This window comes from Vibrio sp. RE86, assembly GCF_013114545.1.
Classification (GTDB): domain Bacteria; phylum Pseudomonadota; class Gammaproteobacteria; order Enterobacterales; family Vibrionaceae; genus Vibrio.
Genome location: NZ_VTXI01000013.1, coordinates 56,297 through 71,098 on the forward strand (window position 1 = coordinate 56,297; position 14,802 = coordinate 71,098).

Consider the following 14,802-nt stretch of genomic DNA (forward strand, 5'->3'; position numbering starts at 1 on the left):
GAAGTGAGATATTATGGTTCTAGGTAAACCTCAAACCGATCCAACATTAGAGTGGTTCCTTTCACACTGTCATATTCATAAGTACCCATCAAAAAGCACGCTAATTCACGCGGGCGAGAAAGCTGAAACGTTGTACTACATCGTTAAAGGCTCTGTTGCGGTTCTTATCAAAGACGAAGAAGGTAAGGAAATGATCCTTTCTTACCTAAACCAAGGCGACTTTATCGGTGAGCTTGGTCTATTTGAAGAAGATCAAGAGCGTACAGCTTGGGTTCGTGCTAAATCTCCTTGTGAAGTTGCGGAAATCTCTTTCAAGAAGTTCCGTCAGCTTATCCAAGTTAATCCAGACATCCTAATGCGTCTTTCTGCGCAAATGGCAAGCCGCCTACAAGTGACTAGCCAAAAAGTAGGTGACCTAGCATTCCTAGACGTGACTGGCCGTATCGCTCAAACGCTACTAAACCTAGCGAAACAACCTGACGCGATGACTCACCCAGACGGCATGCAAATCAAGATCACTCGTCAAGAGATTGGTCAGATTGTTGGCTGTTCACGTGAAACAGTTGGTCGTATCCTGAAGATGCTAGAAGAGCAGAACCTAATTTCTGCACACGGTAAAACTATCGTAGTATACGGCACTCGTTAATTTAATTAGCGAATCAGAATTTAAAAGCCACCTCAGGGTGGCTTTTTTGCATTACAGTCTAGTTCATCAATTGGATAACACGCTGCGTTGTTCTGTACTCAGCTATGCTTCCTTTCGACCAATAAAGTTCTGACAGTTCATAGTCTGCCTCCACGATATAACTGCCATCTTCTCTTTGCTTCAAAATGCTGTAGGTGAAGTAAAGCGTAGCCTGCACCGCGGCAGCACCTACAATGCCACTCCCAGTTAACTGGCCTAACTCATTAATCGAGTAGGTAACCCTGCTAACATTGAACTCATCTGTCTTGCGCTGCACACGACCGCCACCCGCAGCGACATACAGCTCTAACGTAACATTGCTAATAGAGCCACCGTCTAAGGAAAGCTGAGAGGGCGTTCCTGTCGTTATTGTACAATCACCATCAGCTCGATTTTGAGTATAAGTCGTCAAAGAAAAATCGTTCTTAACCAACTCTGGAGTAAATGGAATAAGACTTTCTTTTGTATAAGGTAGTGCCAAATGAGGCGCTTCAAATAGGATGTCACCCTCAAACTGCTCAGGGCATACAAATTGTCCGGAGCCAATTTTCGCTGGCCAGTAACGACAAACAGATAGGAACTTTCCTTTTCGACTTGCGCCCTCACCCACAGGGTCTTTGTAGTATGAATCAGCACATCCAACTAAACGCGTTGGCTGCCAAGCGACTTGCGTAGCATGACCACAGATTTTGCCGGCTTCACACTTAGAACGGCCTGAAGCTGCATCATAAACTAAGTTCCCAACTTCATTTTCATAATAAATTCGAATCGTGTCGGCCACTTCTGGCCTAGCGCCACCAATAAACAAGTTTTCGCCTTGAAGATAACCGGCATCAGTCAGGTCTGAGTTTTTCTCTTTTCCTGTTGCATGGCGCCATAATCCATATATCGCAGAATAATCGGCGTAGTCTTGAGCCTCAAGTTCAAGGATTTCGTTAAAGTGCAGAGGTTTATTCGGATCGTGGATATCTCGATAATAATTATGCTTATCTATGTAAGCGTCGATTTGCGCTGTAGACTGCTGACGAGGATTGTACGCACGAAAGTAAGGGATAAACGTTCTATTGAACGTACACACTACCGCCGATTTACCGGCCAAATCACCCTCTTTATAACTGTCAGTCACACAAGCCGCTTCTGTCGCTCGGCTCGTGATTATTTGAGCGTAGTTGTAACATGGCTTTTCATCACTACAGGCCGTAATAAAGCGTTTTTTATCATAATCAAAAGCATCAAAGTCATACGTTGCGCCTTGCGTCTTCCACGCCTCGGCTGCGCTCTCGATCGATACTGATGAGTTATCTGAAAGGAATCGAATCTCTCCTATATCTTTTGTGGGATCGATAAACAGATCTCCCACATCCAGCGTCGAGAAGTCATATTCTGTAAATTCTTGACTCTCGATAAGAGCATTCATTCTCGTACGTGCAAGTTCAAGCATTGCATCGCTTTGCTTCAACTGCAGTCTAGTCGACAGCTTAGACTTATCACCAAACTGGTTTTGACGAATAGTGTTTAGTGGCTCTAGGCTGAGTCCTTGTAACTCATCACTTGGAGGAGATGTTCCGTCTTCCCCACCACCATCTCCAGGTGAAGTAGACCCACCACCACCAGTGCTGCCTCCAGGGTTTGGTTTACTGCCGCTACCGCCGCCACCATAACTTGGTGTTCCTGGGTTAATTGGGTCATCGTAACTAGGATATTCACCATCAAGCGGGGAATTTGAAGAATCGTCTTCACTGTCTAGTTCACCTTCAGGAAGAACCCCTTCTTCAATCTCCCCAAGCTCATTAATTTCACATACCGCATTAGGATCTTGTGAGATGCCTTCGGAACAACCTGCAATTTCCTCTAATTGTTCTGCAACACTGTCAAAGTCTTCGAGGATTTCTGGATCATTAAGTAGATCACTAGCAACCATGCTGACAGCAATTTTGGCCACTTTTTTATTCTTCTTCTCAAAGAAATCGCCTAAAACTTCGGAAGGTTCAACACCAAGTACTTCAGCCACTTCTGATATCGCTTCTTCAATAGAAAGTCCTTTCTTAACCTTCTCATTGACTAACGTCGAGAGCGGTGTGATCTCTTTCTGCCCTTTTGGGGCCGATAATGTAAACGCTTTATTTACGACTCGAACAAGGCCAGAATCAGGATCAAAGTCCTTGGTTTGCCCAGGAATCGTTTGTACAACGACAGGGTAATCAAGAATATTAAGGCCATCAGAGATTTTCAGCCTCACTTTACCTAAGCGATTCGTTAACCCTTGAGGCTCATTGGCATCCATTGAACCATCCTCATTAAGATCGACCCAGACTTGTGCGTTGCGTAAGTAGCCATCAATCGCCGTGTACTCCGCCTCTGAAGAGTCTTGACGTATTTCGTTTTCTATACCACAACCCACTAAGATCGAACTCGCAATCAAGCTCAAGGACAGTGTTCGAAGCTTCTCCATGCTGCCACCAATTTACAGAACAATAGACCGTAAAAATATTAGCAAAGAAAATACCTGTTATCTATTGGATGGCTAAGATGAAGACGAATTAACGAGATTCGTTTTGAAATCGTGTAGATAAGAAAGAGATAAACTGGAAGGTTAACGTTAAGCGATATTCTTTGCTAAAAATAAGGCTAGAGTCAGGTGATAAAGATATAAAGAACCATCCCTATCACCTACGTAATCTTACTGGTGGGTACTTTCAAAAATTTTGTCAGCAGACGCTGCAACAAAACCTGGGTAAAGCTCACCATTGGTCATTGGATAACGCTTGGCAAATTCGTAGAAGCCGCCAGGAATACTCTGCTCACCATCGCTGAAGGTTACTGAGACTTTATCAGCCATAGTTGATGATTGTTCAAGTAACACCTCAGGAGAACCTTTTACTTCGCCGCCCGACTCATTAATCGTAAAACCTGCGTGTCGAAGATGGTCATTCACTTCTTTTACTTCATCGAAAGCGTTCAGCTGATTAACGCTGACAGTAAAGTGGTTCGCACCGTAGCCGTGTGCCGCTAACCAAGACGCGTATTCACTCTCTTTCGCTAGTGTTTGGAAATCTTGGTAACTCAAGTCCCATAGACGGCCACCCCATAGGAAGTCCGCACCTTTTAGATCATGGGTGTCCAATTGCTCGACAAGCTTAGCAACAATTACCTGAAGCTCTGCAGAACACTCATTCACTTTCAACTCACTGATGAATACTTTCGGTTGTTTTGGATCAGGATGTTCAAAATGTTTAGCCACCAACTTTTTGCTTTCAAACTCATAGTCGCCACATGGCTTGTAGCCGGCATCTAAGAACGGCTGAGCTAATGTCGCAATCCCTAATGGTTCAACATTAAAGGTGCGCAAAGCAATATGGTCATTAATCAGTGCTTCCTCTTCTTGTAGAAGTTGATGCACTTTATCGGCAGAGGGACATAAGCGGTGAATATAGTCATTCCATAACGATTGGAACAGAACATCTGGCGTCATAACGCCTCCTTGTAGGGGTGGTTTACGTTGTTAGGGTTATTGTTTTTATCTTGATGTAAAAAAGGCCACCTAACCAAAATGTCCAGAAAGTATGATTAGATAGCCTTCAGCCTGTGACGAAAATGCCTCTCGACTCGGAGAGGCTAAAAGGGAAATTGTTTTTGTTATACCAATCTGGATAAATAGGTGTTCAGATAATTGCGCAGGAAAAATCGCTTAGAGCAAGGCATAGATTGCAGCTAGCTAGTTGACCTACCTACACCATTCTTTAAAAACATAGCTATAACGAAGCTATCAGCGATTTTAACCAGCAAGAACGAACAAATATTTATTCTGGTTGGTATTAAAGCTCAACACCAGGGCTCAAGGTTGCAGGAAGTAGAGTCTCTCCTCCTTCCATCGATGCCATTGGGTAAGCACAGTAATCAGCAGCGTAGTAAGCACTTGGGCGTAAGTTACCTGATGCGCCCGGGCCACCAAATGGTGCATCACCACTTGCGCCTGTAAGTTGTCGGTTGCGGTTTACGATGCCAGCACGAATATGGTCAACAAAGTATTCCCATTCGCTGTCATCCGTAGACACGAGACCCGCTGATAAGCCAAAGCGAGTATCGTTCGCCAGCTCAACCGCTCGTTCTAGACCTTGGTAGCGCACAACTTGCAGCAACGGACCGAAGTATTCTTCATCAGGAAGCTCTGCAATTGCGGTGACATCGATAATGCCAGGAGTGACGAATGCCGCCTCGCCCGCACGCGCTTCAATCAAGCTTTCACCGCCTAACTGCTGCAGGTTTGCTTGCGCGTTAAGGATGAAGTCAGCCGCAGCTTTAGAAATCTGTGGACCCATAAATGGCGCAGGTTCTGCAAATGGCTGATCGATACGAATCTTGTTAGTAGCTTCAACGAGTTTGCTCACCAGCAAGTCGCCTTTTTCACCCACAGGTACATATAGGCGACGAGCACACGTACAACGTTGGCCTGCACTGATGAACGCCGATTGAATAATGGTGTAAACCGTCGCATCAAGGTCACCATAGCTGTCAGAGATAACCATAGGGTTGTTACCCCCCATCTCTAGCGCCAGCATCTTACCTGGTTGTCCTGCAAACTGTTTATGAAGGATATGTCCCGTGTTGGCGCTGCCGGTAAAGAGCACACCATCAAGGCCTTTTGAGTCAGCTAGGGCAATACCTGTCTCTTTCGCCCCTTGCACTAGGTTAATCACACCTTTTGGTAGACCTACTTGATCCCACAGCTTCATCGCAAACTCACCCGTTAATGGCGTTTGCTCAGAAGGTTTGAATACCACGGTATTACCAGCCAAAAGCGCAGGTACGATATGACCATTTGGTAGGTGGCCTGGGAAGTTGTAAGGGCCAAAGACTGCCATGACACCCAATGGGCGATGGCGCAGTACGATCTGATTACCCGCGGCTTCGCGCTGAGCTTCACCAGTACGATCATGGTATGCACGAATTGAAATCGCAATTTTGCCAGCCATAGCAGCAGCTTCTGTGCGAGTTTCCCAAATCGGCTTACCCGTTTCTTTAGCAATGATTTCAGCAATTTGCTCGCTGTTCTCTTTCACTTTCTCAGCAAAAGCCAGAACAATCGCTTCGCGCTCAGCAAAGCTCATTTTCTTCCAGCCGACAAACGCACTGCGCGCAGCTGATACCGCTTGCTCGACCTGCTGCGGTGTTGCGCTTTCGCCTTGCCAAATCACTTCGTTGTTGTATGGGCTTTGTGAGTCCATTGCCTCACCTTGACCTTTCACCCACTCACCAGCAATCCAATGTGTCATAACTTGTTCCTTCACATTCTTTCTATTTAAGGCTTACAGAGCCAGCATGCGAACGTAGTCGCCTTCGTTCAGCTTCAGTGCTGTCGCCACTTCTGGCGCAAGAATCACTGACTCAGAGGCTTGGTCATAAGCCGCCTTAGCCGCTGTTGCACGGAAATCTTCAAACGATGTGTTTGAGATAAGGTAATCTTGAGAGCTCGTATGCTCAGAGACTGTCACTTTCGCACGGAAAGAGTGGCGAACTGACTCAATATTTCGCACATCACATTCAACGGTTGGGCCACCATCGAAAATGTCGACATAGTTACGGCAAGTGAAGCCTTCTTTCTCTAGTAGGCGTAGCGCTGGCTTGGTGTTGTCGTGTACCTGACCAATCACCGCTTGAGCTTCTTTGCTCAATAGGTTGATGTAAATAGGCAGCTTAGGCATAAGGTCAGCAATGAAGCCTTTCTTGCCAATACCCGTTAGGTAATCCGCCATAGTGAAATCAATCGAGAAGAAGTGCTCTTGTAGCCACTGCCAAAACGGCGAGTTACCTTCGTCGTCCGATACACCTCGCATCTCAGCAAAAACCGTATTAGAAAAACGGTGTGGGTGCTCTGCCATCATTAGGAAGCGGCACTTCGACATCAAACGGCCATTCAAGCCTTGGCGGAATGACGGTCTTAAGAACAGAGTACAAATTTCGCTACAACCCGTGTAGTTGTTACCGAAAGTCAGCAACTTAACCACGTTGTTTACACCCAGTTTTGGAGATGAGTGTACAACCGTACTGATGTGGTATGAATAAAACGGTACATCCCAGCCAATTGAGGCTTCAATACCCGTACAGCCTGCGACCTCACCTGATTCGCTATCGAAGCCAACCATTAGGTAACCTTCATCACCTGGCTCCGTTACGTCGGGCTTAGTAAAGCTGTATTCTGAATGAGTAATTCGGTTAGTTAACAGTTCTTCGTTAACCGGTAGAGATGTAAATCCATGACCTGACTCCACAGCACATGTGTGCAGTGCGTCGTAGTCCGACATTGCGATAGGGCGAACAACCAGCATCGATACTCCCTCCTGATGCGGGATACCAGCGCTCCCGTCCATCGAACAAATGAACGGTAACACTGGTATAGGGAGACTTACTAAAGTAATAAGCCTCCGATATTGTTATTAATTATTTAACTAGCGTAGCTAGAGCTTTATCTAGGCGAGCTAATCCTTCTTCAATTTCTTCTTTAGTAATGACGAGTGATGGTGTGAAACGAACAACGTTTGTGCCCGCTACCAATACCATTAGGCCCTCTTTGCCCGCCGCAACTAATACGTCACGAGCGCGGCCTTGCCACTCTTCGTTCAATGCAGCGCCCAGTAGTAAGCCTTTACCACGGACTTCTGCGAACATGTTGTACTTATCGTTAAGTTTAGCTAAACCGTCACGGAACAGCGCTTCACGCTCAGCAACACCTGCCAGTGTTTCAGGAGCGCTAACAACATCAACAACGGCTTCAGCAACGGCACACGCCAATGGGTTACCACCGTAAGTCGAGCCATGAGTACCCACTTTCAAATGTTTAGAAAGCTCAGTCGTTGTCAGCATAGCGCCGATAGGGAAGCCGCCACCAAGTGATTTAGCCGTGCTAAGAATGTCTGGCGTTACACCAAGACCTTGGTATGCGTAAAAGTGACCGGTACGGCCGTTACCAGTTTGAACTTCATCAAAGATAAGCAGTGCATTGTGCTTGTCACAAAGTTCACGAACAGTCTGAACAAATTCGTCAGTTGGAGAGATGATGCCGCCTTCGCCTTGAAGTGGCTCCATCATGATGGCACAAGTGCGATCAGAGATATGTGCTTTCAGTGCTTCAACGTCGTTGTATGGTAGGTGCGTAACATCACCCGGCTTAGGACCAAAACCATCCGAGTAAGCCGCTTGACCACCAACCGTTACCGTGAAGAAAGTACGGCCGTGGAAGCCTTGTTTGAATGCGATGATTTCTGATTTTTCAGGACCAAACTTATCTGCAGCGTAACGACGCGCCAGCTTTAGAGCCGCTTCGTTCGCTTCCGCACCTGAGTTAGCAAAGAAAACTTTTTCTGCAAAGCACACGTCGGTTAGCTTCTTAGCTAGACGCAATGCAGGCTCGTTAGTCATTACGTTACTTAGGTGCCAAATTTTCTGGCCTTGCTCTGTTAGCGCATTAACCATAGCAGGGTGACAATGACCTAGGCAGCTCACGGCAATACCACCAGCAAAATCGATGTACTCAGTACCTTGCTGGTCCCAAACGCGAGCACCCTCGCCTTTTACTGGGATCATTTCCATTGGGTTGTAACAAGGTACCATTACCTCATCAAACAAACCGCGTTCTACATTATTTTCTACAGTCATTGCACATTCCCTCTTAATACCGCATGCATAGCGAATATGGTGTCCTTACTTCCATTCAATGAAATAAGATTTTGTTTTGCTATTAAGCACCATCGGCATTGTATTTACATTTAATTAACCATTTCAATAGTGGTTTATTCTTTTTACTTGCCACTATGAAGTCTAATAATCACTAAGCTTGAGTATTTATGCATTAGCCTTTCACATTTATGAAGCAATATATTCTTATAGCAAAGATAAGCTATGGTTAATCTTAGTCTGGATAAGGGCTGAGAAGTAGGCGTGACAAACGCTGCGCATACTTTTTCACAAATTATCCGCGGCGATGATTATGAAGAAAATGTTAAGAATAGTGATCTCAGTCAGTATTTAACCGAACACTGGGTAGAGGAATTGCGCGTTTAAAGTGGCTTGCGAGCAATAAAGTTGGCAAGGATTTGGTGCCCTTGCTCTGTTTTAATTGACTCTGGATGGAACTGAACGGCGTCGATTGGCAGGGTTTTATGTTGATAACCCATAATCTCATCCATACTGCCATCTTCGAGTTCAGTCCAAGCGGTAAGCTCAAAGCAATCCGGCAAAGTACCATTTTTCACGACCAACGAGTGATAACGCGTTACGGTTAACGGATTATTCAAACCCGAAAAAACACTGTGGTCATTATGAGTAATTGGCGAGGTTTTACCATGCATCACCTGCCTAGCTCGAACGACTTCTCCACCAAATACCTGCGCAATCGCCTGATGACCTAAGCAAACACCAAGAATTGGCAGTTTTCCCGCAAAATGCTCAATAGCACGGAGCGAAATACCCGCTTCGTTTGGCGTACATGGCCCAGGAGAGATCACCAGATGGGTTGGATTCATTGCTTCAATCTGTTCTAGGGTGATTTCGTCATTTCGTACGACTTTAACCTCAGCGCCCAACTCGCAAAAGTATTGGTAAAGGTTGTAAGTGAAAGAGTCGTAGTTATCGATAATCAGCAACATGATGAAACGAACAGCATTGATTAATGGGATGGTCAGGAGCGGTATTGTGCAGCATGAGCGAATAAAGGCAAGTGCAAACGATAAAATAAGGCCGGCATACACCGACCTTATCTGTTTACACGCTACCTATGAGGTTACTTGCGACGACGCCACATCGCTAAACCAAATAGCGACATCATGGCACCAAAACCAAATGACCCCGCCATATTCAGCTCAAGTACCGCTGGATCGTGGTCTGAAGAACGGAAGTGGTCGTTGTACTTCGGCAAGTCACCTTTGTACTCATCGTTGTAATCAAACAGCGTAGATTCACCACCATTGATATGCCAATCTGTCGCATCAACGAAGTGCTTTTCTAGACTTTCACTGATAAGCAGATGGTCAAGTGCGCCCACTTCATCATTAAATGAGTAGCTCCAGCTCGTCGGGTGCGCTTTTGCTACCGCATTGATGTAACCGTAGCTGTCAGTGATCACAGCGCCGTCATCACCAAACTGAACTTGGCCGTCAATGTAAGTGTTACGTGCCGCTTTGATTGTCTTGCCGTATTTCTCTTGGCTGTAATCTGTCAGTACTAGCAGTGGATCTTCCATGCCGTATGCGTTCAAATCACCCAGAATGACTTTGTGTCCATCGATCTCTGCCAGCGCATCACCCAGAGCAACCGCCGCCGCAACGCGGAAGTTTTCACAAGAACCTTGCTTATCTAAGTCTTGACCGCCTTGGCCACCTTGCTCAACTGGCGCTGCATCTTCCCAACACTTAGACCCTTTCGATTTAAGGTGGTTAATCGCAACAGTAATTTTCTCTTTCGTGCCTTTCACTTTGAAGGTTGGCGCTAGGGAATCACGCTGGTAGTTTTTACCATCTTCGATAACTTTGCCATCATCATCCAATACTTCTGGTGCTTGTTGGCTTGGCATTGGAATCACGCGAGAGTCTTTCAGCTTCACCACTTTAGGACGGTAGATAACACCAGTCGTGATCACGTCAGTCCCAATGTAGTCATTCTCGTCCGTCACTTTGTCGCCGTTAGAGTCGATTGCAACAATGTCGTAGCGATCTTTCTTCTTCTCAATACGTGAGTTCAGTTGATCAACCAATTGACGGATAGCGCCGCTATCACCAAAGCCGTTGTTTTCGATTTCCATCAAACCAATGATGTCGGCATCCAAACGTAAAATCGCATTGACGATCTTCGCTTGCTGTACTTCAAACTCTTCAAAGCTATCAGCGCCACGGTTATCACCATGAGGATTAGCATCACCACCAAATGGCGAGTTGAAGTAGTTAAGGACGTTGAAGGTCGCAATACGTAAATCACCCTCTTTCATCTCGATATCGTCAGTACGTGGGTCATTACGAATAAAGCTTTCGCTTGTTAGCGTGTTTGTTGGGATTAAGCGGTAATCACCATAGCTGTAAGTAATCACACCTTCCAAGCCAACGATGGTGTCGTCGATGCGAATGTAATCTTCTGTTGAACCATCTTGGTCGATGTCGGTACGGCCGAAGTTAGGGTAGTAAGGAATAGACCCATTAGGTGCTTTCTCATCTGACTCGACGTACAAGCGACGCTCTGCGTTCTCAATAGTTTGTTGTTTCGCCTCGTCTGAACCCGCCGCAAAGTTTTGGTTTGGCTGCATATTAATACGGCCTTGCGCAAGAACCATGTTGTTGCGACGTGCCGCGTAGTCATAACCGAAAGTACGTGTAACACGCATATCAAGCGCTTCGGTTGTACGAACCAACATACCTTCGTAGCGCTCTAAAGTGCGGTCAAAGTTGTCATCCGTTGCTAGGATTTCGATGTCAGTTGCGCTTGGCGCGTCTTGCTCACCCTGTTTTACCCAATTGTTGTTCTCGACTTTAAGCTGAGTGTGATCGTAAAACTCTTGAACCTTACCTTTCACACACACCACGTCGCCCGCTTTCAACTCAGAGCTAGACTGGTTGGTATGAACAAATAGACCTTCTGATGTCTCTGGGTTGTAGTCGTCTGTTAGTGCTTGTAGGTAGAAGCCTTTTGTCAGGCCGGTTGTTACTGCGCTTACTACACCTTTAACAAAGAACTCTTCGTCAGTGATGTACGGGTAACCATTGATGAATGGTGAAGTGTCCCCTTCGCCCTGAATCTCTTGAATAGAAGTAAAGGCTGGAGCCGAACCATCTTGTGTACATGCAAATGGCTCTGGTGCTGTTCCACCATCGAGTAAACCTAGTCCTTCAATGCTGTCTTTCGGTAGCGATGACCATTGAGAAGCGTCATATGTAGAAGAGGGTGTCATCGCATCCGAGTTACGAACCAGCGTGATGTCTTTAGCAAAGTTACTGCTGCCGCCGTCTTGAGTACCAATTACATCATGCACCGCACCGTCTTTAAGCAGTGCCATCGGGTCATTACCATTGAAGTTAGCCGTTACACTATTAAGAATATCGGCTACCGCTTTGATGTCGTCACTGGCACTTGTATGCGCGACAACTAGTACGCCCTGAGCTGCCAATACTTGGCCATTGAGCGACAATTGACTGCCCCATGCACCTGCGCCATTGTTCTGTTTTGCCAGTTCATAGCCATCTAAAGAAACGGCGCTATCGCCAGTGTTCGCGATCTCAATCGCTTTATTGTAGCTACCACCTTCCACGTATTGAGAAATGATGATGTCCGCCATTGCTGGAGACGAGAGCGCGCCAGCCACCACTGCGGCAAGTAGAGTAGGAGTGAGTTTTTGTTTCATGTTATCCACCGTCTATCGCTTTCAATGTTAAACAGCAACTAGAAAGCGTGTTCCATGTCACTTTTTCTGTGACTACGTTTTAATAAATCATGCTCAGTGTTGACGTTTTTTATGAAACAAAAAATAAGATTCAGTGACAGTGAGATTTCGATCTCATAGGCATGGTGAATAATTGAAGCGTCATCAAGTTTTCAACAATTGGGGATAACAGAAGTTTCATAAATGAGACTAGTCGGCTGATTTAATTAAGCTTTTACTAATTAATAGAGTATTAACCCTAGCTTATGCGCAAGCAACAGTGACAAAAAAGGCGCTATCACTAGCGCCTTTGGTTCAATTAAAAATGACTTAATTGAGACGATTTCGATCGTCGTCATCTTTGCGTTCAAACTCACCTTCAAATGTTGAGCCTTGGTCAGAGCCGCTGCGATGAAATGGGTCCTGCTCAAACGGGCTTTGGCCAAACTGGTCACCATGGAAGCTACCGTGAAATCCACCTTGCCCCATCGACTTAACCACCATTTTACTCATCAGGTATTTTGCTATCGCAGCTCTTGGCGCTGGCAGCAGCACCAGCATGCCTAACGCATCTGTCATAAAGCCAGGCGTCAGTAGCAACACGCCAGCCACAGCAAGCATCACTCCTTCAAAAATCTGTTGAGCTGGCATTTCACCTTGTTGTAGGCGGTTTTGTACCGACATTAAGGTTTGAATGCCTTGGCTACGAACCAGTGACGCACCGACGAATGCGGTCAGCAGTACGAGTGCAATGGTTGGCCACAACCCTAGGTAACCACCCACTGAAATAAATAGGCCTATTTCAATGATAGGAACGAAAATAAATAGCAATAGTAAGATAGGAAACACACGCCCTCCTTTGTTAAGAGCAGTGTACGTCGAAACCCTTCTTGACCTCAAATCTAAGGGGTAAAAAAACGTGACAGAACCATGATAAAAAACTCAATAAGACCCTACTACTAAAGGGCTATTAATACCCTATTCATATCTAACCAAACTTTGACTCAACGAAAGCAAAAAAAGGTGATCAACTTACTATTTTTATACGCTAGGTGCAGTATTATGTGCCACATAAGTCAGGACGGATTATACAGCCAAAAATTCTGCCGAACGGATTCTTCAACTACAGAATGGCTAGAAATTAACTTTATTATCAGAATAAATATCTAAGGATCCTGTATGGCTACCCTAACTGATGCATCTCAAGCAGCTAACCTTGCCACTCGTATCGAAGAAGACTTATTAGGCGAACGCCACGTACCCGCTGATGCGTACTACGGTATTCACACTCTTCGTGCCATCGAAAACTTCAACATTTCAAACACAACCATCTCTGACGTACCTGAGTTCGTCCGTGGTATGGTGATGACGAAGAAAGCCGCAGCTCTTGCAAACAAAGAGCTTGGCGCGATTCCAAAAGACGTTGCAAACTACATTCTAGAAGCGTGTGATTTGATTCTTGAAACAGGTAAGTGCATGGATCAATTCCCGTCAGATGTCTTCCAAGGCGGTGCGGGCACGTCAGTGAATATGAACACCAACGAAGTAATCGCTAACGTTGCACTTGAAATCATGGGCAAAGAGAAAGGCCAATACGAGTTCATCAATCCAAATGATCACGTAAACAAGAGCCAATCTACCAACTGTGCATACCCAACGGGCTTCCGTATTGCGGTTTACAACAGCGTTCACCAGCTAATGGAAGCGATCGAATACCTTAAAGGCGCATTCGAGCTTAAATCTCAAGAGTTCAAAGATGTATTGAAGATGGGTCGAACTCAGCTTCAAGATGCCGTGCCTATGACGGTTGGCCAAGAGTTCCACGCTTGGGCAGTGACGCTAAATGAAGAGATTCGTGCCCTAGACTACACTTCTAAGCTACTGCTTGAGATTAACCTAGGTGCAACGGCGATTGGTACTGGTCTAAATGCTCCTGCAGGCTACCAAGCAACAGCGGTTAAACACCTTGCTGAAGTAACGGGTCTAGAAGTGGTACCAGCAGAAGACCTCATCGAAGCGACGTCTGACTGTGGTGCTTACGTAATGACGCACGGTGCGCTTAAACGTCTAGCGGTAAAACTGTCTAAGATCTGCAACGACCTTCGTCTACTTTCTTCTGGTCCTCGCGCTGGTCTAAACGAGCTGAACCTACCAGAAATGCAAGCAGGCTCATCAATCATGCCAGCGAAAGTAAACCCTGTTATCCCTGAAGTAGTAAACCAAGTTTGCTTTAAAGTTCTAGGTAACGACAACACGGTTTCTTTCGCAGCAGAAGGCGGCCAGCTACAGCTAAACGTAATGGAACCTGTGATCGCACAAAGCGTATTTGAGTCTATCTCGCTACTGCACAACGCATGTGTCAACTTACGTGATAAGTGTGTTGATGGCATCACGGTAAACAAAGAAGTATGTGAAAACTACGTTTACAACTCTATCGGTATCGTGACTTACCTAAACCCTTACATTGGCCACCACGAAGGTGACATTGTTGGTAAGATTTGTGCGGAAACAGGTAAGAGCGTACGTGAAGTGGTTCTAGAGCGCGGCCTACTGACGGCTGACGAACTTGATGACATTCTTTCTGTTGAAAACTTTATGCACCCAACGTATAAAGCCAAACGTTACGAGTAATCGAACAGATAAGGGTCCCATACGGGGCCCTTTTTTGGGCTCTTATACGGTTAACCACAATAATTCAAAGGTCTTTCCATTCCCATTA

10 protein-coding genes are annotated in these 14,802 nt (G+C 45.7%); 2 read left to right on the forward strand and 8 right to left on the reverse strand.

What is annotated here, in order from left to right; genetic code table 11:
- Positions 1 to 13: 13 nt before the first annotated feature.
- A complete protein-coding gene (crp, locus tag F0231_RS13445) occupies positions 14 to 646 on the forward strand; it encodes a cAMP-activated global transcriptional regulator CRP (protein WP_004410522.1) in 633 nt (210 codons plus the stop codon).
- A 58-nt stretch (positions 647 to 704) separates the two neighbouring features.
- Here the strand turns inward: crp and F0231_RS13450 are convergent, their stop codons facing one another.
- The 8 genes from F0231_RS13450 to F0231_RS13485 all read right to left on the reverse strand — a co-directional run bounded on the left by F0231_RS13450 (position 705) and on the right by F0231_RS13485 (position 12,932).
- Entirely contained in the window at positions 705 to 3,137 is a 2,433-nt protein-coding gene (locus F0231_RS13450) for a CAP domain-containing protein (RefSeq protein WP_171760224.1), read from the reverse strand.
- A 228-nt stretch (positions 3,138 to 3,365) separates the two neighbouring features.
- The gene (locus tag F0231_RS13455) at positions 3,366 to 4,157 is read right to left on the reverse strand and encodes a DUF1338 domain-containing protein (protein WP_171760225.1); all 792 of its coding nucleotides are present in this window, start codon (positions 4,155 to 4,157) and stop codon (positions 3,366 to 3,368) included.
- Between the two features lie 343 nt (positions 4,158 to 4,500).
- The gene (gene astD, locus F0231_RS13460; protein ID WP_171760226.1) at positions 4,501 to 5,958 is read right to left on the reverse strand and encodes a succinylglutamate-semialdehyde dehydrogenase; all 1,458 of its coding nucleotides are present in this window, start codon (positions 5,956 to 5,958) and stop codon (positions 4,501 to 4,503) included.
- Positions 5,959 to 5,991: 33 nt separating this feature from the next.
- Positions 5,992 to 7,011: an arginine N-succinyltransferase gene (gene astA, locus F0231_RS13465; RefSeq protein ID WP_171760227.1), complete on the reverse strand. Its 1,020-nt coding sequence runs from the start codon at positions 7,009 to 7,011 to the stop codon at positions 5,992 to 5,994.
- A 112-nt stretch (positions 7,012 to 7,123) separates the two neighbouring features.
- Positions 7,124 to 8,338: an aspartate aminotransferase family protein gene (locus tag F0231_RS13470; protein ID WP_171760228.1), complete on the reverse strand. Its 1,215-nt coding sequence runs from the start codon at positions 8,336 to 8,338 to the stop codon at positions 7,124 to 7,126.
- 401 nt (positions 8,339 to 8,739) lie between these two features.
- Positions 8,740 to 9,327: an aminodeoxychorismate/anthranilate synthase component II gene (locus F0231_RS13475; protein WP_171760229.1), complete on the reverse strand. Its 588-nt coding sequence runs from the start codon at positions 9,325 to 9,327 to the stop codon at positions 8,740 to 8,742.
- A 134-nt stretch (positions 9,328 to 9,461) separates the two neighbouring features.
- A complete protein-coding gene (locus F0231_RS13480) occupies positions 9,462 to 12,065 on the reverse strand; it encodes an ExeM/NucH family extracellular endonuclease (protein ID WP_171760230.1) in 2,604 nt (867 codons plus the stop codon).
- Between the two features lie 348 nt (positions 12,066 to 12,413).
- Positions 12,414 to 12,932, reverse strand: a complete 519-nt coding sequence (locus F0231_RS13485) for an FxsA family protein (RefSeq protein WP_171760231.1) — start codon at positions 12,930 to 12,932, stop codon at positions 12,414 to 12,416.
- 330 nt (positions 12,933 to 13,262) lie between these two features.
- Between F0231_RS13485 and aspA the strand changes: the two genes are divergently transcribed.
- Entirely contained in the window at positions 13,263 to 14,714 is a 1,452-nt protein-coding gene (aspA, locus tag F0231_RS13490; protein ID WP_171760232.1) for an aspartate ammonia-lyase, read from the forward strand.
- The last annotated feature ends 88 nt before the right edge of the window (positions 14,715 to 14,802 follow it).